Raw genomic sequence first — 22,826 nt, 5'->3', positions numbered from 1 at the left:
AATGAGCGGCAAGCCCCCTGCAATATTCCTGATGGGTCCGACGGCGGCCGGCAAGACCGACCTTGCCATCGAACTGACCACAGTGCTGCCGTGTGAGCTGATTAGCGTCGATTCGGCACTTGTCTACCGTGGCATGGATATCGGTTCGGCCAAGCCGTCGAAAGAAATACTTGCCGCCCACCCGCACCGGCTGATCGACATTCGCGACCCGGCCGAGAGCTATTCGGCCGCGCAGTTCCGTACCGACGCCCTGGAGGCCATGGCCGAGATCACCGCGCGCGGCAAGATCCCGCTGCTGGTCGGCGGCACCATGCTCTATTACAAGGCGTTGATCGATGGCTTGGCCGACATGCCAGCGGCCGATGCGGCGGTGCGCGCCGAGCTGGAGGCACAGGCTGAAGCCCTGGGCCTGGCCGAGCTGCACCGCCAGTTGGCCGAAGTTGATCCGGAGTCCGCGGCGCGTATCCACCCCAATGACCCGCAGCGGCTGATCCGGGCGTTGGAGGTGTACCGGGTGAGCGGCGAGAGCATGACAGTTCATCGCCGGCGTCAATTCGCGGAAAGTCGCGGCGCAGACGCAGGCGCTGGCGGACATTTGCCCTATACTGTCGCCAGTTTGGCGATTGCTCCTACAGATCGTCACATTTTGCATCAGCGAATTGCGTTACGATTTTCGCAGATGCTGGAACAGGGCTTCGTTGACGAGGTCCGATCGCTGCGAGCCAGAAGTGACTTGCACGCCGGGCTGCCGTCTATACGGGCAGTGGGTTATCGGCAAGTCTGGGATTACCTGGATGGCAAGCTGACTGAGAATGAGATGCGTGAACGCGGTATCATTGCTACCCGGCAGCTGGCCAAGCGGCAGTTCACCTGGTTGCGTGGCTGGCCTGAAGTGCACTGGCTTGACAGCCTGGCCTGCGACAATCTGTCCCGCACCTTGAAATACCTTGGGGCCATCTCCATATTGAGCTGAGTCCCTGCTGATTGCCGTCTATTCTTGCGAAGGGGCGGCCTAATTTATCGATTTTATTGATTTTCTATTATTTATCCTTACAGGAGTGCGGCATATGTCAAAAGGGCATTCGCTACAAGACCCTTACTTGAACACCTTGAGAAAAGAAAAGGTCCCGGTATCCATTTATCTGGTCAACGGTATCAAACTGCAGGGCTCGATCGAGTCGTTCGACCAGTTCGTGGTATTGCTGAAGAACACCGTCAGCCAGATGGTCTACAAGCACGCCATCTCGACCGTAGTTCCGGCCCGTCCGGTCCGCCTGCCAAGCCCGACCGACAGCGAGCACGGCGACAGCGAGCCAGGCAACGCCTGATAGGAGCCTGCATTGTTCTTTGAGCGCCACGGTGGTGGTGAGCGGGCGTTGCTCGTTCACTTGGAAGGTCAGAACCCTGAGGCGCGCGAAGACCCGCAGGAGTTTCAGGAGTTGGCATTGTCGGCCGGGGCCGACATCGTCTCGCTGGTCACGGTGACAAGGCATCAGCCTTCCGCCAAATACCTGATTGGCAGTGGCAAGGTCGAAGAGTTGCACGACCTGGTCCATGCCGAACAGGTAGATCTGGTGATTTTCAATCACACCCTTACGCCCAGTCAGGAGCGCAACCTTGAACGTGTGTTCGAGTGTCGTGTGCTCGACCGTACCGGGCTGATCCTCGATATCTTCGCCCAGCGGGCGCGTACCCATGAAGGCAAGCTGCAGGTCGAACTGGCCCAGCTGGAGCACATGAGCACGCGGCTGGTGCGCGGCTGGACTCACCTTGAGCGACAAAAAGGTGGTATTGGCCTGCGCGGCCCGGGTGAAACCCAGCTGGAAACCGACCGCCGCCTGTTGCGGGTGCGGATACGCCAGATCAAGTCACGCCTGGAGAAAGTGCGCAGCCAGCGCGAGCAGGCGCGTCGCGGGCGCAAGCGCGCGGATATTCCGTCGGTGTCGCTGGTGGGTTATACCAACGCCGGCAAGTCCACGCTGTTCAACGCCCTGACCGAGTCCGAGGTGTATGCCGCGGACCAGCTGTTCGCCACACTCGACCCGACCCTGCGCCGGCTCGAGCTCAACGACCTAGGGCCGATCGTGCTGGCCGATACCGTAGGCTTCATTCGCCACCTGCCGCACAAGCTGGTCGAGGCATTTCGGGCTACGCTCGAAGAGTCGAGCAACTCCGACCTGTTGCTGCATGTGATCGACGCCCATGAGCCTGAGCGCATGGAGCAGATCGAGCAGGTGCTGGCGGTGTTGGGCGAGATTGGTGCCGAGGGGTTGCCGATCCTAGAGGTGTACAACAAACTCGACTTGCTCGAAGATATCGAGCCACAGATCCAGCGCAATGCCGATGGCAAGCCGGAACGGGTCTGGGTATCGGCACGCGATGGGCGTGGCCTGGAGCTGGTTGGCCAGGCGGTTGCCGAGTTGCTGGGGGATGATCTGTTTGTCGGTACCCTGTGTCTGGAGCAGCGTTTTGCCCGCTTGCGCGCGCAATTCTTTGCCTTGGGGGCCGTGCAGAGTGAAGAGCATGATGAAGAAGGGCGCAGCCTGCTGAGCGTGCGACTGCCCATGGTCGAACTGAATCGCCTGGTCAGCCGCGAAGGCATGGAGCCGCAAGTGTTTGTCGAGCAACACACTTTGCAATAAATGCTCGTCGAGGTCGCCGGGCAGCAGTGACAGGCATTCTGTAGCATTGGACGGCGCGCCGTGGGCGCGTCTTTGCTTTATCAGATGGAGAGCGCTATGGCTTGGAACGAGCCGGGTGGCAACTCGAACAATCAGGATCCCTGGGGCGGCCGCCGTGGTGGCGGTGGCGGCGGTGGTGACAAGAAAGGTCCACCGGATCTGGACGAGGCCTTCCGCAAACTGCAGGACAGCCTGAATGGCATGTTCGGCGGCAGCAAGAAACGTGGCGGCGGTGACCGCAATGTCGGCAAGGGCGGTGGCCTGGGCCTGCTGGGCATCGGCCTGGCGGTGCTGGCTGCAATCTGGCTGTACAACGCCGTGTATGTGGTCGACGAGCAGGAGCAGGCGGTTGTGCTGCGCTTCGGCAAGTACTATGAGACGGTCGGTCCCGGCCTGAACATCTACTTCCCGCCGATTGATCGCAAGTACATGGAAAACGTCACGCGTGAGCGTGCCTACACCAAGCAGGGCCAGATGCTGACCGAAGACGAGAACATCGTCGAGGTGCCGCTGACCGTCCAGTACAAGATCAGCAACCTGCAGGACTTCGTGCTCAACGTCGACCAGCCTGAGGTGAGCTTGCAGCACGCCACCGAGAGTGCTCTGCGCCACGTGGTTGGTTCCACTTCGATGGACCAGGTGTTGACCGAGGGTCGTGAGCAGATGGCCGTGGATATCCGCGAACGCCTGCAGCGCTTCCTCGACAACTACCGCACCGGTATCACCGTTACCCAGGTCAACGTACAGAGCGCGGCAGCCCCGCGTGAAGTGCAGGAAGCCTTCGACGACGTGATCCGAGCCCGCGAAGACGAGCAGCGTGCCCGCAACCAGGCCGAGTCCTATGCCAACGGCGTGGTGCCGGAAGCCCGTGGTCAGGCGCAGCGCATCATCGAGGACGCCAATGGTTACCGCGACGAAGTCATCGCCCGCGCCAAGGGTGAGGCAGACCGCTTTACCAAGCTGCTTGTCGAGTACCGCAAGGCACCTGACGTAACCCGTGAGCGTCTGTACCTGGAGACCATGCAAGAGGTCTACAGCAACTCGAGCAAGGTCATGGTGGCAACCAAGGACGGGCAGAACAACCTGCTCTACCTGCCGCTGGACAAGATGGTCGAAGGCAGCCGCAGGCCGTCCATGCCAACCACCAGCGTGTCGCCATCGGCCAACGATGCGGCCGCCCGTGCCGCGCAGGACATGCAACAGCAACAGCAGCAACTGCGTACTAGGGAGAGCCGCTGATGAGCAATAGATCGCTGATCGCCCTGATCGCCGCCGTGGTCCTGGCCATCGTGGCCTGGAACAGCTTCTACATCGTGTCCCAGACCGAGCGTGCGGTACTGCTGCGCTTCGGTAAGGTGGTCGAGGCGGATGTTCAGCCCGGCCTGCACGTGAAGATTCCGTACGTGAACCAGGTGCGCAGGTTCGACGCCCGACTGATGACCCTCGATGCTCCTACCCAGCGGTTCCTGACCCTGGAAAAGAAAGCGGTGATGGTCGACGCCTACGCCAAGTGGCGCGTCAAGGACGCTGAACGCTTCTACACCGCCACGTCCGGCATGAAGCAGATCGCCGACGAGCGTCTGTCGCGCCGTCTGGAAAGTGGCCTGCGCGACCAGTTCGGTAAACGTACCCTGCACGAAGTGGTTTCCGGTGAACGTGACGCGCTGATGGCTGACATCACTGCATCGCTGAACCGCATGGCGAGCAAGGAGCTGGGCATCGAGGTGGTCGACGTGCGCGTCAAGGCCATCGACCTGCCGAAGGAAGTCAACCGCAGCGTGTTCGATCGCATGAGCACCGAGCGTGAGCGTGAAGCCCGCGAGCACCGTGCCAAGGGTAACGAGCTGGCCGAAGGTATCCGTGCCGATGCCGACCGTCAGCGCCGTGTGCTGCTGGCCGAGGCTTATCGCGAAGCAGAAGAAACCCGCGGTGATGGTGACGCCCAGGCGGCCGCTATCTATGCCAAGGCCTACAGCCAGGACGCTGATTTCTATGCGTTCCACCGTAGCCTGCAGGCATACCGCGAGAGCTTCTCGAGCAAGAGCGACGTGATGGTCCTGGATCCGAAGAACGAGTTCTTCCGTTACCTGGACAAGAGCAGGCCTTGATGCTCAGGCCCTGATTTTCATGCAGCGGCACCCCGCCTGGCAGCTAATGCACCAGGCGGGGTGCATCCTGAATGAAAAGGGGTGTATGATGAGGCAGCCGGGAAATTTCCCGGCTTTTTTGCGTCTGCAAGGTTGATTGGCACAGCGCCGGTCGACAGTTTGGTCAGCTCGCAAGGCAATTTGAGGGTGTCGGGTACGGTGGCTGCGCTGGGATCAGTGCTGCCCGCTGCTGTGCGCGATACCGGCTTTTCTGACGGCTTGCCTGCTGGCAAGCCGCCCGGACCAGAGGGGAAATGGCGTAATGGCAACGGTAGACCGCTGGCTGCTGCCAGATGGCATCGAGGAAGTACTGCCACCTGAGGCTGCGCGCATCGAGATCGCGCGTCGCCAGGTGTTGGACCTGTTCCAGAGTTGGGGCTACGAACTGGTCGTCACCCCGCATATCGAGTACCTGGAGTCGCTGCTTACCGGCGCCGGCCAGGACCTGGATCAGCGTACCTTCAAGGTAGTGGACCCGCAGTCCGGCCGCCTGATGGGCTTCCGCGCCGACTTCACCCCGCAGGTGGCGCGTATCGATGCGCACACACTGCGCCGTGAAGGCCCGAGCCGCCTGTGCTATGCCGGCAGCGTGCTGCACGCCCAGCCGCGTGCCCTGTCCACCTCGCGCAGCCCGATCCAGTTGGGTGCCGAGCTGTACGGCGATGCCAGCCCTACCAGTGACGTCGAGGTCATCAGCCTGATGCTCGCCACGCTGCAGCTGACCGATGTGCCGGATGTGCACATGGACCTGGGCCATGTCGGTATTTACCGCGGCCTGGCCCGTGCCGCCGGCCTGTCTGGCGCGGTCGAACAGCAGCTGTTCGACGCCATGCAGCGCAAGGCTGTCGATGAAGTGCAGGCGCTGACCGCCGACCTGCCGAAAGACCTGGGCAGCATGCTGCGCGCCCTGGTCGAACTGTGCGGTGGTCGTGAAGTACTGGCTGAAGCCCGCGTGCGCCTCGGTCGCGCCCCGGCCAGCGTACTGGCGGCGCTGGACGACCTGCTGGCGATCGCTGATCGCCTGGCGTCTCGCTACCCGGACCTGCCGCTGTACTTCGACCTCGGCGAGCTGCGTGGTTACCACTATCACACCGGCGTGGTGTTCGCCGTGTTCGTGCCGGGCGAAGGCCAATCGATCGCCCAAGGCGGGCGCTACGACGATATTGGCGCCGATTTTGGCCGGGCGCGCCCGGCCACTGGTTTCTCCACGGATTTGAAGACCCTGGTCACACTGGGGCGAGCGGAGGTCGTATTGCCAACTGGCGGCATCTGGATGCCGGACAGTGGCGACGCGGCCCTCTGGCAGCAAGTCTGCCAGTTGCGCAACGAGGGCCAGCGTGTGGTTCAGGCTCTGCCTGGCCAGCCGTTGAGTGCTGCTCTCGAGGCGGATTGTGATCGGCAATTGATTCAGCAAGACGGGCGCTGGCAGGTTCTGCCGCTGGCCCAGTGAGTTTCTGCGTCGGCAACAGGCCGGCAACCAAGTTTGCGTGAATGAGGACCAATGTAATGGGTAAGAATGTCGTCGTCCTGGGCACCCAGTGGGGTGATGAGGGCAAAGGCAAGATCGTCGATCTGCTGACCGAACATGCTGCCGCCGTAGTGCGCTACCAAGGTGGCCACAATGCGGGTCACACCCTGGTGATCAACGGTGAAAAAACCGTTCTGCACCTGATTCCGTCCGGCATCCTGCGTGAAGGCGTACAGTGCCTGATCGGTAACGGCGTGGTCGTTGCCCCGGATGCACTGATGCGTGAAATCACCAAGCTGGAAGAGAAAGGCGTACCGGTGCGCGAGCGTCTGCGTATTTCCCCGGCTGCGCCGCTGATCCTGTCGTACCATGTGGCCCTGGACCAGGCCCGCGAAAAAGCCCGTGGCGAAGCCAAGATCGGCACCACCGGCCGTGGTATCGGCCCAGCCTACGAAGACAAGGTGGCACGTCGCGGCCTGCGCGTGGGTGATTTGTTCCATCGCGAGCGTTTTGCTGCCAAGCTGGGTGAGCTGCTGGATTACCACAACTTCCAGCTGGTGAACTACTACAAAGAGCCAGCCATCGACTTCCAGCAGACGCTGGACGAGTGCATGGCTTACGCCGAACAGCTCAAGCCGATGATGCTCGACGTCACCGCCGAGCTGCACAACCTGCGTCGCGCCGGCAAGGACATCATGTTCGAAGGCGCCCAGGGCTCGCTGCTGGACATCGACCACGGCACCTACCCGTACGTCACCAGCTCCAACACCACTGCTGGCGGTATTTCCACCGGTTCCGGCGTTGGCCCGATGTACCTGGACTACATCCTGGGTATCACCAAGGCCTACACCACTCGCGTGGGTTCCGGTCCGTTCCCGACCGAACTGTTCGACGAGACCGGCGCTACCCTGGCCAAGCGTGGTCACGAGTTCGGTTCTACCACCGGCCGTGCCCGTCGTTGCGGCTGGTTCGACGCCGTCATCCTGCGTCGCGCCATCGACGTCAACAGCATCTCGGGCATCTGCCTTACCAAGCTGGACGTACTGGACGGCCTGGAAACCATCAACATCTGCGTTGGCTACAAGAACGAGAACGGTGCCGTCATCGACGCGCCTTCCGATGCCGACAGCTACATCGGCCTGGAGCCGGTGTACGAAGAGATGCCAGGCTGGAGCGAGTCGACTCTGGGTGTGAAAACCCTGGAAGAGCTGCCGCAAGCTGCGCGTGACTACATCAAGCGCATCGAAGAGCTGGTTGGCGCGCCGATCGACATCATTTCGACCGGCCCGGACCGCAACGAGACCATCGTGCTGCGTCATCCGTTCGCCTGATCTGCCCGCCAGGCTGATCTGACGCCGTGGCCCTGAAAAGGGCTGCGGCGTTTTCATTTGTTGGTATGCAGGGGCTGGCCAATCCACCGGCAATCCACCGTTGCCGCCGCTACCGTATTCGCGGGTAAACCCGCTCCTACACTGATTTGGGTGTGGGCACATAACGGCGGTTGGGCGCAGGCCGTTGTAGGAGCGGGTTCACCCGCGAAAAGGCCGGCACACGAAACCTCATTGCTAGACCTTGGCGCATTTCCCCGCTGCCTACGGCACAACCCTTGCTGTAAGAAGTTTCTGTAGATGCCATCAATATAGTGGCGCCAGAAAACACGAGGGTTACACCGTGTCTGCCATCCTCTCACTGTTACGAAGCCGCCTCTTGCGGCCTGTGTTTGTTGCCCTTGGTATCGCTCTTTTGGTGCAAGTGCTGGTTGCCGTTGCGCTCACCCGAAGCACAGTCACCGCCCTGGAGGCTGATCTTGGCGAGCGACTGGGTAATGACAGTCGCCAACTGGCAAGCGAACTGGAGCAAGCCGGACAAGATGTACGCTCTGGGCTCGACGGCCTGTCCAGCAGTACCCGCCAGCGCCTGAGCGCAGGGTTGTCGGAGCGCCTGCAAAGCGAACAGCAGCAACTGCGCAGCACCCTGGAAAAAAACCTCAAGGATTCCGCCAACGACATGGCTGAACTGCTGGCTTCGGTTGCGCCGCGGGCGATCTGGGACAACGACGTGCCGGTGCTCTCGGATTTCGCGCGACGCGCTCAGCGTAACCCGAACGTGTTGTTCGTGGTGTACGACGACGCTCAGGGTCAGCATCTGACTCGCTATCTCAACCGGCAAAACCCGATCAACCAGGCCTTGTTGGAAAAAGGCCAGGGCGAGCGTGCGCTGGACAAGGTGCTCGATGCCGCGCGTCGTGATCCGTCGGTGTATTTCGTCGAAGCCTCCATCAACCCCAATGGCGCCGAGATCGGCAAAGTCCTGATGGGGGTTTCTACAGCCGGCATTGACCAGGAACTCAAGGCGCTCGACCAGCGCTTCAGTGCCCTGATCGCCAGTGGCGAGCAACTGGTTGGCGATAGCCTGGGCGCGGCGGCTGCCGACAGTGGCAAGGCCCTGCGCGAGCGCCTGGAAGTCGCGCAGGCTAGCGCCACCGCGATGCAGGCCAACACTGCACAGACCGTGCGCGATGCGGCTGCCGAGCTGCGCTGGCGGATTGGTCTGGGCCTGGTGGTGGTGGGCCTGGGTGTGCTGCTGGTGGTCGCTTTAGTGTTAGGCCGCCGCGTGCTCAGCAAACTGCGCCTGCTGATCGCAGCGCTCAACGACCTTGCCGCTGGCGAAGGCGACCTGACCAAGCGCGTGACCCTCGACAGCCGCGACGAGATCGGCGACATGGCGTCGGCGGTCAATCGCTTTGTCGACAAGCTGCAGCCCATCGTCCGCGAGGCTGGCGAGGTGGCCCAGCGTACCGGCGTCGAGATCGGCACCATGGCCCAGCGCAATGCCGGTGCCGATGCCGCGGCGGCGTTGCAGCGTGACGAAGTGGCCGCCAGCCTGCGCGACCTGTCGAGCATGGCTGACGAGGCTCAGGCTGAAAGCCATGCTATGCAGGCGGCGTTGCAGCAGGTGGTGGACATTCGCCAGGCGACCGATGAGAACAGCCGTTCCTCGACGCAACTGGCGAGCCTGATCGAGAACCTTGCCGGGCAGGTCGAAACGGGCTCTCAGGTGATCGAGCGCCTGGCCAAGCAGAGCGAACAGATTGAAGTGGTGCTGACCGTCATCCATGGCATTGCCGAGCAGACCAATCTGCTGGCCCTCAACGCTGCAATCGAAGCCGCACGCGCTGGTGAGACTGGCCGCGGATTCGCTGTAGTGGCCGATGAAGTGCGGGCGCTGGCGAGCAAGACGCAAAGCTCTACCGGCGACATTCAGGCGCACATTACCGCGCTGCAAAAAGGTGCCAAGGAAGCAGTGGCCACCATCAGTCAGGCTGGGCTCAAGGCCAGTGAAGGGTTGCTGGTGCTGCGTGACAACGAGCGCCGCCAGCAGTCGGTGCAGGCGGCCGTGGAGCAGGTGCATGCGGCCATTGGCCTGGCGACCAGGGCGGCCGAGCAGCAGGCGAATGGCGCGCAGGCGGTGCGTGGGCGGGTGGAGACTATCCATGCCCAGGCTGAGCGATCAGCCGAGGTGGTGATGCAGACCACGGCCAGCAGCAAGGTGTTGGATGACTTGGCGGCGCAGCTACGGGCAAGCCTTGGCCAATTCCGCGCCTGACGCGGTCCCTGTAGGGGCGGCCTTGTGAGAGGTGTTGCTATGATGGCGGCGACAAATGGCAAAGGGAGTTGTTCATGTCCGCCCAACTGGTCGCCGCTCCGGCCGAACTGGATTTTCTTTCTAGCGATGGCATTTGCGTCACCGCACCAATGACCGCCATCCAGGCCTACTGCGCCATGACCTCGGACGTTCCGGGCTGGCTGGCCATTGCCTTTCGCCTGCGCGACTTCATCTCGCGTCGGTTCAACGTTGCTACTATCCACGGTTTTTCATCGCGCAACCCCGACCGGGTGCCGGCGGTGGGTGAGTTGCTGGATTTCTTTACCGTCGAGGCAATCAGCGACCAGCAACTGGTCCTGACCTCGCGTGACACGCACCTGGCGGTGATGGTGAGCATGGATCTGGATGAAGCAGAGCAGGGCTGGCAACGCTTGAATGTGACCACCTCGGTGCAGTGCTTCAATCGTTTCGGCCGCCTCTACATGCTGCCCGTCGGCAAGGCTCATGGGCCAATCGTCCGCCGGATACTGCGTAACATCTGATGGCCTCACCGCCGGCAAGCCAGCTCCCACAGGTCCTGCCCAGGCCTTGAGGGCGGCGCGGTACCTGTGGGAGCTGGCTTGCCGGCGATGAAGGCGACGCGGATCAAGCTTTGTTCAGATACATCCGCGTAGTCAGCAAATACACCGGCAACCCCGACACCACAATCAACAACGCCGCATACGGCGCCGCCGCCGCGAACTCGACATTGGCTGTGTGCGCCCACACTTCGGTGGCCAGGGTGGTCATGCCGGTCGGGCTGAGCAGCAGGGTAGCCGTCAGCTCCTTCATGGCATCCAGAAACACCAGGGCGAAGGCCGCCGCCATGGCCGGGAAGATGATCGGCAAGGTCACCCGGCAGAATGCGGCAAAGCTGCTGGCGCCCAGGGTGCGTGCGGCTTCTTCCAGCGTCGGCGAAGCCTTGTTAAGCGCGGTGCGCACCGGCGACTGGGCCAGCGGCAGGAACAGCAGCGCGTAGGCCAGCAGCAGCAGCGCCGTGGTCTGGTACAGCGCCGGCACGTAGTGCAGGGCGAAGAACACCAGGGTCAGGGCAATCACCAGGCCGGGCAGGGCGTGCAGGAGGTAGGGCAGACGCTCAGCCCAAATCGCCAGGCGGCCTTTGTAGCGCACCACCAGGAAGCTGATAGGCAGAGCCAGCAGCACACAAAAGCCGGCACCGCCCAGCGACACCGACAGCGAGGTGAACAACGCCTTCGAGATGGCCGCCACCGGGAATGCCGCCGACGAACCCACGCTCAGCCAGTAACCGAGCATCGCCAGCGGAATGCCGCTGCCCAGCACCGCCAGGCCCACGCAGAACAGTTGCGCCAGTACTGCCCAGCCGCGCAGCCGCACCGGTTGCGCACGGCGCGCTACGCCCTGGCCGATACGTACATGGCGGGCTTTGCCGCGCACCCGCAGTTCCAGCCACAGCATTGCCAGGCACATCGCCAGCAGCACGGCAGACAGCATGGCCGCGTTGGCGTTGCTGAACTCCAGTTCGAACTGCTGGTAGATCGCCGTGGTAAAGGTTTGCAGGCCGAGGATCGACAATGCGCCAAACTCTACCAGCATATGCAGGGCAATCAGTAGCGCACCGCCGAGCATCGACGGCCACAGCAGCGGCAGGGTGACTTTGCTGAACACCCCCCAGCGGCTGCAACCCAGGGTGCGTGCCGACTCCTCCAGCGAGGTGTCAAGGTTGCGCAGGGTCGCGGCAACGGGCAGGAACACCAGCGGGTACTTGGACAGGGCCATGACCATGATCGCGCCGCCCAGGCCTTCAAAGTCCGAACTTAGCGACACCCAGGTGAAGCTGCTGACGAACGACGGCACAGCGAATGGCAGGCACAGCACCACGCCCCACAACCGGCGGCCGGCCAGGTTGCTGCGCTCCAGCAGCCAGGCCAGTGCCAGGCCGACCACCATGCAGGTCAGCGTCACCCCGACCATCAGCATCAGGGTGTTGCGCATCAGCCCCCAGACAAAGGGCCGCCACAACAGGTGCAAAGCTTCGCGCCAGCCGGCCTCCCAGGCTTTGATGGCAACATAAGCCAGTGGCAGCAAGCTCATTGCCACAAGGAACAGCACAGGCAGCACTACCCAGATGGAAGGGCGCTTGCGGCGCGGTACGAAGCGTACCGGCACCGGTTCGGACAGGGCGGCAGTCATCAGAGCAGGCCGACCTCACGCTCAAGTTCGATGGCTTCCTCGGCATTGCCCAAGTCAGCTGGCGAGATCTTCGGCGGGCGCAGTTCGTCGAACGGCTTCAGGCCGCGGTCAGAAACCATACCCTTGTGCAGCGGGTACTCGGCGGTGGTCTGGGTGATCACGCGCTGGCCTTCTTCGCTGGCCATCCAGTTGAGCAGGGCCTGGGCTTCTTTCGGGTGTTTGCTGGCCTTGACCACGGCCGCGCCGGAGATAGTGACCAGGTTGCCAGCATCGCCGTCGGCCAGGTAATAGAGCTTGGTGTCCAGCTTGCCGCGTTCGCGTTCAAGCGCGTACCAGTAGTAGTTGTTCACCAGTACCGCAGCCACTTCACCTTTTTCCACGGCTTTGAGGGCGACCATGTTGTTGGTGTAGGTCTTGCCGAAGGCTTTCAGACCGGTCAACCATTCTTCGGTGGCTTCGCGCCCGTGCATCTTCAGAATGGCCACGGCCTGCTCCTGGAACGCACCGCTGGTGGGTACGTAGCCGACGCGGCCTTCCCACTCAGGGTTGGCGAAGTCCATCACCGTGGTCGGCAGGTCTTTCTCGTCGACTTTCTTCGGGTTGTACACCACGATGCGCGTACGGGCGGTGATACCCATCCAGGTGCCGTTGGCGCCAACGTACTCCTTGGGCATCATGTTCAACGTAGCGTCGTCAATCTTGGCCAGCAGGCCCAGTTCGCCCAGGTTGTTCAGAGGCGGGGACTCTTCGGTGTAGATGATGTCGGCCGGCGAGCGGTCGCCTTCCTCGATGATCTGGCTGGCCAGCTGGTTGCTGCTGCCTTTACGGATGTCGATGTGAATGCCGGTCTTGGCCTCATAGGCCTTGGCAATGGCTTCGCCGATTTCCTTGTGCTGACCGTTGTACATGGTCAGCGCGACCGGTGCGTCTGCCATGGCGGCCGGAGCGCCGATGACCAGGCTCAGCACTGCGGCGGCCAGGGTACGCATCAGCGGTTGCGGGCGGATCGTCATGCGGGTACTTCCTCGCTTACGGCTACATATTTGGAAACAATGGTAAACGAAATTGTTTCTCAAGTGGCCGGGTGACGAGAAATTCATGGTCAGACCATGGTGCCAGGGGTTGGGAGGGGTTGCCTGCAGGGGCCTCTTCGCGGGTGAACCCGCTCCTGCAACGTGCGCGTATCGGGGAGGGGGAGGCACAAAAATCGCAGGCAAGAAAAAACCCACTAGCAAGCTAGTGGGTTTTTGTATGGTGCCCAGGAGAAGACTCGAACTTCCACGACCGTTAAGTCACTGATACCTGAAACCAGCGCGTCTACCAATTCCGCCACCTGGGCAAAGCTTTACATCATCTGCAGAAGGCGACTATCGTTCGCTTTCACGCAGTAGTAACAGATCCTTGGTCATCTGTTACTTGAAAATACTTGGTGCCCAGGAGAAGACTCGAACTTCCACGACCTTGCGGTCACTGATACCTGAAACCAGCGCGTCTACCAATTCCGCCACCTGGGCACACATTCGAGGTTACTTGATGCTTTACAGCGTCGTTCATCTCTACTACAACTTCGGGGTTGTCCGTCGTTGTGGTGCGCACTATACGGACGCTACCCAGGGCTGTAAAGCCCCCAATCGAAAAAAAATTCAAAAAATTCAACTCGTTGATTCCATAAGCCTATTTCTGCTGTTTATGCACTGCAGCGGGGGCTGTCCAAGGCAGACATTTCCGGTTTCAATACGCCTATGCCAGAATTCCTATCTATATACCCCAAGGTGAACCCCTTCTGATGGCCGATTGGCAATCCCTCGATCCCGAGGCCGCTCGCGAAGCGGAAAAATACGACAACCCCATTCCCAGCCGTGAGCTGATCCTGCAGCGTCTCGCCGACCGAGGCGAACCTGCTGCCCGCGAGGAGCTGGCAAAAGAGTTCGGTCTGTATGAAGAAGACCAGATCGAAGCCCTGCGCCGCCGCCTGCGTGCCATGGAGCGCGATGGCCAGCTTATCTATACCCGGCGCGGCACTTATGCCCCGGTAGACAAGCTGGACCTGATCTGCGGTCGAGTCTCCGGCCACCGCGACGGCTTCGGCTTCCTTATTCCCGATGACGGCAGCGAAGACCTGTTCCTCAGCCCGTCGCAGATGCGACTGGTGTTCGACGGCGACCGTGGCCTGGCCCGCGTCTCCGGTGTCGACCGCCGTGGCCGCCGTGAAGGCGTGCTGGTCGAAGTCATCTCCCGTGCCCACGAAAGCGTGGTCGGCCGCTATTTCGAAGAAGGCGGCATCGGTTACGTAACCCCGGACAACCCGAAGATCCAGCAGGAAGTGCTGGTGACTGCCGGACGTAACGGCGGTGCCAAGATCGGCCAGTTCGTCGAGATCAAGATCACCCACTGGCCAACGCCGCGCTTCCAGCCGCAAGGCGATGTGGTCGAGGTCATCGGCAACTACATGGCGCCGGGCATGGAAATCGACGTTGCCCTGCGCAGCTACGACATTCCGCATGTGTGGCCCAATGAGGTGGTCAAGGAAGCGCGCAAGTTCCGCTCCGAAGTCGAGGAGAAGGACAAAGAGAAGCGTGTCGACCTGCGCCACCTGCCGTTCGTCACCATCGATGGTGAAGACGCCCGCGACTTCGACGATGCCGTTTATTGCGAACCGCTGGGCAAGCTGCGTCTGTTCTCCGGTGGCTGGCGCCTGTACGTGGCCATTGCTGACGTGTCCAGCTACGTGCGTCTGGGCTCTGCCCTGGATGTCGAAGCCCAGCAGCGCGGCAACTCGGTGTACTTCCCCGAGCGCGTGGTGCCGATGCTCCCCGAAGAGCTGTCCAACGGCCTGTGCTCGCTGAACCCGCACGTCGATCGGTTGGCCATGGTCTGTGAAATGACCATGAACAAAGCCGGCCAGATGGTCGACTATCAGTTCTACGAAGGCGTGATCCACTCCCATGCCCGCCTGACCTACAACAAGGTCAGCAGCATGCTCGAGCACTCGCGTACCCGTGAGGGCAAGGCGCTGCGCGAAGAGTACAAGGACGTCGTGCCGGACCTGAAGAACCTGTACAACCTGTACAAGGTGCTGGTGGACGCGCGTCACACGCGGGGCGCCATCGACTTCGAAACCCAGGAAACCCGCATCATTTTCGGTGATCAGCGCAAGATCGCTGAAATCCGCCCGACCGTGCGCAACGACGCCCACAAGCTGATCGAGGAATGCATGCTGGCGGCCAACGTGGCCACTGCCGAGTTCCTGCAGAAGCACGGTGTACCGGCGTTGTACCGCGTGCACGACGGCCCTCCACCGGAGCGCCTGGAAAAACTGCGTGCCTTCCTTGGGGAGTTGGGCTTGAGCCTGCACAAGGGCAAGGACCCGTCGCCGAAGGATTACCAGGCCCTGCTGGCGAGCATCGCCGGTCGCCCGGACTTCCACCTGATCCAGACGGTGATGCTGCGCTCGCTGAGCCAGGCCGTGTACAGCACCGAGAACAACGGCCACTTCGGCCTGAACTACGAGGCGTACACCCACTTCACCTCGCCGATTCGTCGTTACCCGGACCTGCTGGTGCATCGCGCCATCCGCAGCATCATCCGCTCCAAGGTCGATACCCCGCACGTCAAGCGTGCCGGCGCCATGAGCATCCCCAAGGCGCGTATCTACCCGTACGACGAAAACACCCTGGAGCAACTCGGCGAGCAGTGCTCGATGACCGAGCGCCGGGCTGACGAAGCCACCCGTGACGTGGTCAACTGGCTCAAGTGCGAGTTCATGAAAGACCGCGTTGGCGAGACCTTCCCGGGTGTGATCACGGCAGTGACCGGTTTCGGCCTGTTCGTCGAGCTGACCGATATCTATGTAGAGGGCCTGGTGCACGTCAGTGCGTTGCCGGGGGACTACTACCACTTCGACCCGGTACACCATCGCCTGTCCGGCGAGCGTACCGGTCGCACCTTCCGCTTGGGCGACACCATCGAAGTCAAGGTCATGCGTGTTGATCTGGATGAGCGCAAGATCGACTTCGAAGTGTCGGAAAAGACCCTCGCCGCACCGATTGGCCGCAAGCAGCGTGGCGCCGCGCCGGCTGCCGAAAAAGCCGAGCAGCAGCCGGTAACTGAAGCGAAAGCCACGCCCAAGCCGCGCAGCCGCAAAAGCGAAGCGTCCGAAGCGTACTTCCCCAAGGATGCTGTGCAGCGTAACGCTGAAGTGCGTAAAAGCCGCGAGATGAAGAAAGCGTTGATGACCGACGCGCGCAGCAGTGCTGGCAGCAAATCCGAGAAAGGTGGCAAGCCGTCCGGCAAACCGACCAAGCACCGTAAAGGCCCGCCGAAGTCCGGCGCGCCACGCAAAAGCAAGAGCAATTCATGAGTCAGCTGGAAAAGATCTACGGCGTACACGCCGTGCAGGCATTGCTGCAGCACCATCCAAAGCGGGTCAAGCAGATCTGGCTGTCGGAAGGGCGTAGCGAGCCACGCCTCGAGACCTTGCTGGCGCTGGCCGCGGAAAACCGCGTGCCGGTCGGCCAGGCCGAGCGCCGTGAGATGGATGCCTGGGTCGAAGGCGTGCACCAAGGTGTTGTTGCCGAGGTCAGCCCGAGCCAGGTGTGGGGCGAGCTGATGCTCGAAGAGCTGCTTGAGCGCACAGAAACCCCGCCGCTGATCCTGGTGCTGGACGGCGTGACCGACCCGCACAACCTCGGCGCCTGCCTGCGTACCGCCGATGCGGCCGGTGCCACGGCAGTGATCGTGCCCAAGGACAAGTCCGCAACGCTGACGCCGGTTGTGCGAAAGGTGGCTTGTGGCGCGGCAGAAGTCATTCCGCTGGTGGCTGTGACCAACCTGGCGCGTACGCTTGAGAAGTTGCAGCAGCGTGGCCTGTGGGTCGTGGGTACCGCTGGCGAGGCCGAGCAGGAGATCTACCAGCAAGACCTGACCGGGCCACTGGTGATGATCATGGGGGCGGAAGGCAAGGGCATGCGCCGGCTCACCCGCGAGCATTGCGACTTCCTGGTGAAGTTGCCGATGGCGGGTAGTGTCAGCAGTCTCAACGTGTCGGTGGCGACCGGGGTTTGCCTGTTCGAAGCCGTGCGTCAGCGCCAGGCCAAGCGCTGATTCTCAGCCTGTTCCGGCCTCTTCGCGGGTGAACCGGCTCCTACAGGGTGATTGCGTTCCCCTGTAGGAGCGGGTTCACCCGCGAAAGGGCCCGCAGCCTGTAAATATGTTTCAGGCTGTTCAAATATTCACCAATCACCTTGCTTGTGTGTCCCACCTTCTCTACAATTGCGCCCCTTGCCGAGCTGGCAGGCGCTCATGTGCCTCCCCTCCGTGCAAGACATACAGTGTCATTCACTCCTTGTCTGACCAGATTCGCTGGCAGACTACTAACCCGTAAGGAGCATTCATGCGTCATTACGAAATCATCTTCCTGGTTCACCCGGACCAGAGCGAGCAAGTCGGCGGCATGGTTGAGCGTTACACCAAGCTGATCGAAGAAGATGGTGGCAAGATCCACCGCCTGGAAGACTGGGGCCGTCGTCAACTGGCCTACGCAATCAACAATGTTCACAAGGCTCACTACGTGATGCTGAACGTTGAGTGCACCGGCAAGGCCCTGGCCGAGCTGGAAGACAACTTCCGCTACAACGATGCCGTTATCCGTAACCTGGTCATCCGTCGCGACGAAGCCGTTACCGGCCAGTCCGAGATGCTGAAGGCTGAAGAAAACCGCAGCGAGCGCCGTGAGCGTCGTGAGCGTCCTGAGCATGCTGAATCCGCCGAAGGCGATGACAGCAATGACAGCGACTCCAGCGATAACGCTGACGAGTAATCCACGGACCTTTAGAGGAGCCTATTAAATGGCACGTTTCTTCCGTCGTCGTAAATTCTGCCGCTTCACTGCTGAAGACGTGAAAGAGATCGACTTCAAAGATCTCAACACCCTGAAAGCTTACGTATCCGAAACCGGCAAGATCGTTCCAAGCCGTATCACCGGTACCAAAGCTCGTTATCAGCGTCAGCTGGCTACCGCTATCAAGCGCGCCCGCTTCCTGGCCCTGCTGCCCTACACCGACAGCCACGGCCGCTGAGACCGGGTCGTCGACAAGCAGTAAGGGGTTAGCATGCGAGCGTTAGCAAGTTTCATCATGCGCGGTCGTGTGCAGGCCACCCTGGTGGTGGTCATCAGTGCGGTACTGCCGCTGCTGTTCTGGTTGAGTGCCGCTGCGTGCAGCCTTGTGCTGCTGCGGCGTGGGTTCAAGGATGCTACAACGGTCATCGCTGGCGGCCTGCTGGCCGGGCTGGCCGTGTGGGTCATGGGCGATCCCATCACCTTTCTGGTGATTGCGGGTGCCCTGGCCCTGGCCGCCATGTTGCGTGCCGAGCATCCGTGGAGCCGGGTGTTGCTGCTCAGTGCCGTGTTCGCCGTGGCTTTCAGCCTCGTGCTCGATCTGGCGCTGGCGCAAACCTTCGACGTGCTGGCCAAGGCGTTTGCCGAAGCCATGCCGAAAATCGAGGGGCAACCGGTACTCTCCGATGAGCTGATCCGCCCTGTGCTGGTCGCTTCTACTGCAGTGACGGTGCAATTGTTCAGTGTGTTGGCCTTGGTGCTGGCGCGCTATTGGCAGGCAGCGTTGTACAACCCTGGAGGCTTCGGTCGCGAGTTTCGCGCGCTGAAGTTGCCGAAACAGGCCACGGCGGCCTTGGTGGCAGTGATGGTGGTGGCTCCGTTTATCGGGCCGCAGTTCATCATCCTGGCATCTGCCTCGAGCCTGGTACTGGTGCTGGCCGGCATCGCCTTGATGCACGGGCTGGTGGCACAGGGCCGACTGGCCGGTTTCTGGCTAGTGGGGATGTACGTGACGCTGCCGCTGATCATGCAGCTGATTTATCCGTTGCTGATGGTTTTGGCCATTGTCGACAGCCTGATTGATTTTCGCGGTCGCAAGTCCCCTCCGGGGAAAGACTCCGCGAACGGTGAAGGTTAAAAGTTAAGAGGTTTTACCAAATGGAACTGATCCTGCTGGAAAAAGTCGCTAACCTGGGCAACCTGGGCGACAAAGTAAAAGTTAAGGCTGGTTACGGCCGTAACTTCCTGCTGCCATTCGGCAAGGCCACCGTTGCCAACGCCGCCAACCTGGCTGCGTTCGAAGAGCGTCGTGCCGAGCTGGAAAAAGCAGCCGCTGACAAGAAAGCTTCGGCTGAAAGCCGCGCTGCCCAACTGGCCGAGCTGGAAGTGACCATCACTGCCACCGCTGGCGACGAAGGCAAGCTGTTCGGTTCGATCGGCACCCACGACATCGCTGACGCCCTGACCGCCTCCGGCGTTGAAGTGGCCAAAGCTGAAGTTCGTCTGCCGAACGGCACCATCCGTCAGGTTGGCGAATACGACGTAGCCGTGCACCTGCACAGCGACGTTGAAGCCACCGTACGCGTGGTCGTCGTAGCTGCCTAAGCTGCGCTAACTGGCTGGCTCCTTGCGAGTCAGGCGGTTAACATCGGGCACGGTCCTGTTTTCGACAGGCCGTGCCCTTTGTCTTTTTCGTCCTCCAGAATTCTTTCGTGGCCATGAACGAGATCACCACTTCCGAACAGCTAGACCTGCAAACCGCAGCCCTGAAGGTGCCGCCGCATTCCATCGAGGCCGAACAGGCCGTACTCGGTGGCCTGATGCTGGACAACAACGCCTGGGAGCGGGTGCTGGACCAAGTGTCGGATGGCGATTTCTACCGGCATGACCACCGCCTGATTTTCCGTGCCGTGCACAAGTTGGCCGATGCCAACCAGCCATTTGACGTGGTTACCCTGCACGAGCAACTGGACAAGGAAGGCCTGTCCTCGCAAGTCGGCGGCTTGGCCTACCTGGCCGAGCTGGCCAAGAACACTCCCTCGGTAGCCAACATCAAGGCCTACGCCGCGATCATTCGCGAGCGGGCCACGTTGCGCCAACTGATCAGCATCAGTACCGACATCGCCGACAACGCCTTCAACCCGCAAGGGCGCAACGCCGAAGAAATCCTCGACGACGCCGAGCGGCAGATCTTCCAGATCGCCGAGGCCCGGCCAAAAACCGGCGGCCCGGTGGGTGTCAACGAACTGTTGACCATGGCCATCGACCGTATCGATACGCTGTTCAACTCCGACAGCGACATCACCGGTATCTCCACCGGTTACACCGACCTGGACGAGAAGACCAGCGGCCTGCAGGCAGCCGACCTGATCATCGTTGCGGGTCGTCCGTCGATGGGTAAGACCACCTTCGCCATGAACCTGGTGGAAAACGCCGTACTGCGTACCGACAAGGCGGTGCTGGTGTTCTCCCTGGAGATGCCAGGTGAGTCGCTGATCATGCGTATGCTCTCGTCCCTGGGGCGTATCGACCAGACCAAGGTCCGTTCCGGCCAGCTGGACGACGACGACTGGCCGCGCCTGACCTCGGCAGTGAACCTGCTCAACGACCGCAAATTGTTCATCGACGATACGGCGGGTATCAGCCCCTCGGAAATGCGCGCGCGTACCCGCCGCCTGGCCCGTGAGCATGGCGAAATCGCCATGATCATGGTCGACTACCTGCAGCTGATGCAGATCCCGGGGTCGGCCGGTGACAACCGTACCAACGAAATTTCCGAGATTTCCCGCTCGCTCAAGGCCCTGGCCAAGGAATTCAACTGCCCGGTCATTGCCCTTTCGCAGCTGAACCGCTCGCTGGAGCAGCGCCCGAACAAACGCCCGGTCAACTCCGACTTGCGTGAATCCGGTGCAATCGAGCAGGACGCCGACGTGATCATGTTCGTATACCGCGACGAGGTGTACCACCCCGAGACCGAGCACAAGGGCGTGGCGGAAATCATCATCGGCAAACAGCGTAACGGCCCCATCGGTTTCGTGCGTTTGGCGTTTATCGGCAAGTACACCCGGTTCGAGAACTTGGCGCCGGGGATGTACAACTTTGATGATGATGAATAACCCATTGAGCTAGCAAGGCCGCTCCTACGAGGTTTGCGGTGCGCCTGCTAGCTCTGAAATCTGAGCGATGTTCGTTTGCCCTTGGCTGATGATCCGCCCCTCGCTCAGGGTGATCACCCGGTCAAACCGCGACAGTGCGCTCTGATCATGCGTCACGCAAATCAGCCCTCGCCCTTTAAATGCTTCGAACAACAGGTCCCAGGTACGCTCAGCCGACGCGGCATCGAGCCCGGCTGTGGGCTCGTCAAAGAAATTGAATTCCCCAGGCTGATTAAGAAGGCGTAGCAGCGTCAGCCTGCGTGCTTCGCCGCCCGATATCGATTCTGCGCGTGCATCCAGATCAAGTTCGTACCAGTCTTTGCTCAGGCCCAACCGTTCAAGCCATCGTTCGATTTGAGCGCGATCATGAGCTTGCTCGAACAGCACGGCGCGGGGCAGGGGGCCGGGTATGAAATGCGCCTCCTGAGGGCAGAGTCGTAATCGACTGAATTGTTCACTAGCGTTGAGCGACGCCAGGCACCTGCCGTGCAGGTGCACATCCTTGCGCAACGGGAATATCGTTCCCGCCAGCGTATGCAGAAGTGTCGATTTACCACATCCGCTGGGCCCGATCAGTGCGACCCGTTCTCCTTTGTGCAGTACCAAGGGTTCTTCGATGTGAAGTTGTACATTATCTCGAGCGCTCAACTGGCACGGGGCGATGCTTAGGCCAGCGTCCTTGTCTTGGGACTTCGCCTCAGTAGTGCATGCTGGGCCGAACGAGGGGAGCTGGAGCCAGTGTTCGAGTTTGCGTTTGTCTAGCCGAAACTGGTCTAGCAATCGCCAGGCCTCAGCAAGTTGCGCAACCCCTGCCAGCAATCCGCTCACCAAGGTGAAGAGAGCAACCAGCTCGCCCAGGCTCAATTGCGGTGCTGCCAGAGCCTGATCATGGATACCCCACATGAGCAGACCGCCACTGCCCAAGCCTATGAACAGGGTGCGCAGGCTCTGAATCCAACCCCCACTGTGAGCTACCTGCACTGCTGAGTCGGCATAGTGCGAAAGTGTCTGGTTGACCGGGAGCATTGCAGCATCCTCGGCCTTTTCCAGTTTGACCGTTGCCGCGCTGGCGAAGGTATCCACCCATTGTTCCGCCAGTTCATCCTCGCGCGCGTTCACTGCCTCGATATGTGGCCGGCGCCAGCGCACCAGGCAATCGTTGGCCCACAGGTAGGCCAGGCTCAAAGGGATGAGGCCGATCAATACCGAAGTAGCCCCCAGGTAAGCGAAGAGCGTTATCAGCACTGCAGCTTCGGCTAGCACCGGCCATGCCGAGCCAATCAGAAAGCCCAACCACCGCTCCTGTGCGGTAATGCCCCTATCCAGTACTTTTACCAGTGTTCCGCCATGGAGTTGTCCATAGGCCTCGAAGCGCTTGTCCAGCAATTCGCGGCACCAGCGGATGGAAAGTTGCTTCACGCGTTCCTGGCAAAGCCGCGCCAGGCACCAGGCTTGTAGAGGGGTCATAGAGGCTTGTAATGCGACAAGGCATATGAAAGCTCCGAGCAGAAGCTGGGAAGACGCGGCTGAGGTGGCCAGGTTGTCAATGATGTCGGCCAAGACTAGAGCAGGTACGACGGTCGCGATTTTCAGGAACAGTGTCGCGCCGAGGGCGGCGAGCATTCCTCTATAGATTTGCATGTCATTGCCTTATGCCTTTGAGTGCACTCTGTGGCGCGATTGGAATACCTGATCTGATCAGGTGGAAGCGTTCAAGTCCGG

General features: G+C 61.3%; 19 protein-coding genes, 2 tRNA genes and 1 pseudogene. 17 read left to right on the top strand and 5 right to left on the bottom strand.

Features of this window, described 5'->3' with window-relative positions; translation table 11 throughout:
* Position 1 precedes the first annotated feature (1 nt).
* The 10 genes and pseudogenes from miaA (at position 2) to ACYCCG_RS19905 (ending at position 10,444) form a co-directional block, all read left to right on the top strand.
* Entirely contained in the window at positions 2-973 is a 972-nt protein-coding gene (gene miaA / locus ACYCCG_RS19950) for a tRNA (adenosine(37)-N6)-dimethylallyltransferase MiaA (RefSeq protein ID WP_176683144.1), read from the top strand.
* A 94-nt stretch (positions 974-1,067) separates the two neighbouring features.
* Positions 1,068-1,328, top strand: coding sequence for an RNA chaperone Hfq (gene hfq / locus ACYCCG_RS19945; RefSeq protein WP_003249532.1), 261 nt, complete (start codon positions 1,068-1,070; stop codon positions 1,326-1,328).
* A gap of 12 nt (positions 1,329-1,340) precedes the next feature.
* Complete coding sequence (hflX, locus tag ACYCCG_RS19940) at positions 1,341-2,642, top strand: ribosome rescue GTPase HflX (protein WP_339444398.1); 1,302 nt, start codon at positions 1,341-1,343, stop codon at positions 2,640-2,642.
* A gap of 96 nt (positions 2,643-2,738) precedes the next feature.
* Positions 2,739-3,920, top strand: a complete 1,182-nt coding sequence (gene hflK, locus ACYCCG_RS19935) for an FtsH protease activity modulator HflK (protein WP_176683145.1) — start codon at positions 2,739-2,741, stop codon at positions 3,918-3,920.
* Positions 3,920-4,789, top strand: coding sequence for a protease modulator HflC (gene hflC / locus ACYCCG_RS19930; protein ID WP_014592592.1), 870 nt, complete (start codon positions 3,920-3,922; stop codon positions 4,787-4,789). Before hflK ends, hflC begins: the two co-directional genes overlap by 1 nt.
* Before the next feature lie 301 nt (positions 4,790-5,090).
* Entirely contained in the window at positions 5,091-6,278 is a 1,188-nt protein-coding gene (locus ACYCCG_RS19925; protein ID WP_176683146.1) for an ATP phosphoribosyltransferase regulatory subunit, read from the top strand.
* A gap of 56 nt (positions 6,279-6,334) precedes the next feature.
* Positions 6,335-7,627 (top strand): adenylosuccinate synthase, encoded by a 1,293-nt coding sequence (locus ACYCCG_RS19920; protein ID WP_003249542.1) that lies wholly within the window; start codon positions 6,335-6,337, stop codon positions 7,625-7,627.
* Positions 7,628-8,303: 676 nt separating this feature from the next.
* Positions 8,304-9,044: pseudogene (locus ACYCCG_RS19915) on the top strand (HAMP domain-containing protein); the annotation flags it as partial.
* Positions 9,018-9,902 carry a methyl-accepting chemotaxis protein gene (locus ACYCCG_RS19910; RefSeq protein WP_404701725.1) on the top strand — a complete coding sequence of 295 codons (885 nt, stop codon included), beginning with the start codon at positions 9,018-9,020 and terminating at the stop codon, positions 9,900-9,902. The pseudogene ACYCCG_RS19915 and the gene ACYCCG_RS19910, both read left to right, overlap by 27 nt.
* A gap of 74 nt (positions 9,903-9,976) precedes the next feature.
* A complete protein-coding gene (locus ACYCCG_RS19905) occupies positions 9,977-10,444 on the top strand; it encodes a DUF2867 domain-containing protein (RefSeq protein ID WP_459671549.1) in 468 nt (155 codons plus the stop codon).
* A gap of 103 nt (positions 10,445-10,547) precedes the next feature.
* On the opposite strand, the gene ACYCCG_RS19900 is transcribed toward ACYCCG_RS19905, so the two are convergent.
* The 4 genes from ACYCCG_RS19900 to ACYCCG_RS19885 form a co-directional block, all read right to left on the bottom strand.
* On the bottom strand, positions 10,548-12,113 hold the full coding sequence (locus tag ACYCCG_RS19900) for an ABC transporter permease (RefSeq protein WP_003249548.1): 1,566 nt from the start codon (positions 12,111-12,113) through the stop codon (positions 10,548-10,550).
* Positions 12,113-13,126: an extracellular solute-binding protein gene (locus tag ACYCCG_RS19895; protein WP_176683151.1), complete on the bottom strand. Its 1,014-nt coding sequence runs from the start codon at positions 13,124-13,126 to the stop codon at positions 12,113-12,115. The genes ACYCCG_RS19900 and ACYCCG_RS19895 overlap by 1 nt, the downstream gene beginning before the upstream one ends.
* 239 nt (positions 13,127-13,365) lie before the next feature.
* Positions 13,366-13,452, bottom strand: a tRNA-Leu gene (locus ACYCCG_RS19890).
* Between the two features lie 88 nt (positions 13,453-13,540).
* Positions 13,541-13,627 (bottom strand) — tRNA-Leu (locus tag ACYCCG_RS19885).
* Positions 13,628-13,899: 272 nt separating this feature from the next.
* Here ACYCCG_RS19885 and rnr point away from each other — a divergent pair.
* From rnr to dnaB, 7 genes are all read left to right on the top strand, one after another.
* Positions 13,900-16,473: a ribonuclease R gene (gene rnr / locus ACYCCG_RS19880; RefSeq protein ID WP_176683152.1), complete on the top strand. Its 2,574-nt coding sequence runs from the start codon at positions 13,900-13,902 to the stop codon at positions 16,471-16,473.
* Entirely contained in the window at positions 16,470-17,216 is a 747-nt protein-coding gene (gene rlmB / locus ACYCCG_RS19875) for a 23S rRNA (guanosine(2251)-2'-O)-methyltransferase RlmB (RefSeq protein WP_003249554.1), read from the top strand. Before rnr ends, rlmB begins: the two co-directional genes overlap by 4 nt.
* 289 nt (positions 17,217-17,505) lie before the next feature.
* Positions 17,506-17,931, top strand: a complete 426-nt coding sequence (rpsF, locus tag ACYCCG_RS19870) for a 30S ribosomal protein S6 (RefSeq protein WP_021783885.1) — start codon at positions 17,506-17,508, stop codon at positions 17,929-17,931.
* A gap of 28 nt (positions 17,932-17,959) precedes the next feature.
* The gene (rpsR, locus tag ACYCCG_RS19865) at positions 17,960-18,190 is read left to right on the top strand and encodes a 30S ribosomal protein S18 (RefSeq protein WP_003249563.1); all 231 of its coding nucleotides are present in this window, start codon (positions 17,960-17,962) and stop codon (positions 18,188-18,190) included.
* Positions 18,191-18,223: 33 nt separating this feature from the next.
* On the top strand, positions 18,224-19,087 hold the full coding sequence (locus ACYCCG_RS19860) for a hypothetical protein (protein WP_176683153.1): 864 nt from the start codon (positions 18,224-18,226) through the stop codon (positions 19,085-19,087).
* Between the two features lie 20 nt (positions 19,088-19,107).
* Positions 19,108-19,554, top strand: a complete 447-nt coding sequence (rplI, locus tag ACYCCG_RS19855) for a 50S ribosomal protein L9 (protein ID WP_003249568.1) — start codon at positions 19,108-19,110, stop codon at positions 19,552-19,554.
* Between the two features lie 113 nt (positions 19,555-19,667).
* Positions 19,668-21,065, top strand: a complete 1,398-nt coding sequence (gene dnaB / locus ACYCCG_RS19850; RefSeq protein ID WP_021783887.1) for a replicative DNA helicase — start codon at positions 19,668-19,670, stop codon at positions 21,063-21,065.
* 24 nt (positions 21,066-21,089) lie between these two features.
* Here the strand turns inward: dnaB and ACYCCG_RS19845 are convergent, their stop codons facing one another.
* Positions 21,090-22,745, bottom strand: coding sequence for an ATP-binding cassette domain-containing protein (locus ACYCCG_RS19845; protein ID WP_459671548.1), 1,656 nt, complete (start codon positions 22,743-22,745; stop codon positions 21,090-21,092).
* Between the last annotated feature and the right edge of the window lie 81 nt (positions 22,746-22,826).

Source organism: Pseudomonas sp. VEM90, from assembly GCF_054611535.1.
Note: the sequence above shows the minus strand (reverse complement) of the source record. Positions and strands in the feature narration are given on the sequence as shown.

What these genes read in the sequence shown, in the direction of transcription:
- miaA (WP_176683144.1), top strand. Translation starts at nt 2, where the DNA reads ATGAGCGGCAAGCCCCCTGCAATATTCCTGATGGGTCCGACGGCGGCC.
- hfq (WP_003249532.1), top strand. Translation starts at nt 1,068, where the DNA reads ATGTCAAAAGGGCATTCGCTACAAGACCCTTACTTGAACACCTTGAGA.
- hflK (WP_176683145.1), top strand. Translation starts at nt 2,739, where the DNA reads ATGGCTTGGAACGAGCCGGGTGGCAACTCGAACAATCAGGATCCCTGG.
- hflC (WP_014592592.1), top strand. Translation starts at nt 3,920, where the DNA reads ATGAGCAATAGATCGCTGATCGCCCTGATCGCCGCCGTGGTCCTGGCC.
- ACYCCG_RS19925 (WP_176683146.1), top strand. Translation starts at nt 5,091, where the DNA reads ATGGCAACGGTAGACCGCTGGCTGCTGCCAGATGGCATCGAGGAAGTA.
- ACYCCG_RS19920 (WP_003249542.1), top strand. Translation starts at nt 6,335, where the DNA reads ATGGGTAAGAATGTCGTCGTCCTGGGCACCCAGTGGGGTGATGAGGGC.
- ACYCCG_RS19910 (WP_404701725.1), top strand. Translation starts at nt 9,018, where the DNA reads ATGGCGTCGGCGGTCAATCGCTTTGTCGACAAGCTGCAGCCCATCGTC.
- ACYCCG_RS19905 (WP_459671549.1), top strand. Translation starts at nt 9,977, where the DNA reads ATGTCCGCCCAACTGGTCGCCGCTCCGGCCGAACTGGATTTTCTTTCT.
- ACYCCG_RS19900 (WP_003249548.1), bottom strand. Translation starts at nt 12,113, where the DNA reads ATGACTGCCGCCCTGTCCGAACCGGTGCCGGTACGCTTCGTACCGCGC.
- ACYCCG_RS19895 (WP_176683151.1), bottom strand. Translation starts at nt 13,126, where the DNA reads ATGACGATCCGCCCGCAACCGCTGATGCGTACCCTGGCCGCCGCAGTG.
- rnr (WP_176683152.1), top strand. Translation starts at nt 13,900, where the DNA reads ATGGCCGATTGGCAATCCCTCGATCCCGAGGCCGCTCGCGAAGCGGAA.
- rlmB (WP_003249554.1), top strand. Translation starts at nt 16,470, where the DNA reads ATGAGTCAGCTGGAAAAGATCTACGGCGTACACGCCGTGCAGGCATTG.
- rpsF (WP_021783885.1), top strand. Translation starts at nt 17,506, where the DNA reads ATGCGTCATTACGAAATCATCTTCCTGGTTCACCCGGACCAGAGCGAG.
- rpsR (WP_003249563.1), top strand. Translation starts at nt 17,960, where the DNA reads ATGGCACGTTTCTTCCGTCGTCGTAAATTCTGCCGCTTCACTGCTGAA.
- ACYCCG_RS19860 (WP_176683153.1), top strand. Translation starts at nt 18,224, where the DNA reads ATGCGAGCGTTAGCAAGTTTCATCATGCGCGGTCGTGTGCAGGCCACC.
- rplI (WP_003249568.1), top strand. Translation starts at nt 19,108, where the DNA reads ATGGAACTGATCCTGCTGGAAAAAGTCGCTAACCTGGGCAACCTGGGC.
- dnaB (WP_021783887.1), top strand. Translation starts at nt 19,668, where the DNA reads ATGAACGAGATCACCACTTCCGAACAGCTAGACCTGCAAACCGCAGCC.
- ACYCCG_RS19845 (WP_459671548.1), bottom strand. Translation starts at nt 22,745, where the DNA reads ATGCAAATCTATAGAGGAATGCTCGCCGCCCTCGGCGCGACACTGTTC.